The organism is Chryseobacterium sp. BGARF1 (genome assembly GCF_001677955.1).
Lineage (GTDB): Bacteria > Bacteroidota > Bacteroidia > Flavobacteriales > Weeksellaceae > Chryseobacterium.
Genome location: NZ_LELA01000235.1, coordinates 1 through 219, shown reverse-complemented (window position 1 = coordinate 219; position 219 = coordinate 1). Strand labels below are relative to the sequence as shown.

General features: G+C 37.0%; 1 protein-coding gene. It reads left to right on the top strand.

What is annotated here, in order from left to right; translation table 11 throughout:
* Positions 1-219, top strand: a 219-nt coding sequence (locus AB671_RS21820; RefSeq protein WP_185114164.1) for a transposase, incomplete at both ends; no start/stop codon positions are given.

The following is a 219-nucleotide window of genomic DNA, read 5'->3' as shown; positions in this document are numbered from 1 at the left end:
CAGCTTTCTTTGGATGAAGTTGCCCTTTCTGATGGAGAACTTTACACTGTTCTCACTTCCAAAACAGCAAAAGGTAGAAAAGGAAGTATTGTAGCGATTATTAAAGGAACGAAAAGTGATATCGTTATAAGACATCTTTCAAAAATAAGTAGCAAACTTCGGAAAAAAGCAAAAGAAATCACTCTGGATATGGCCGGTTCTATGAAGCTCATCGCCAAA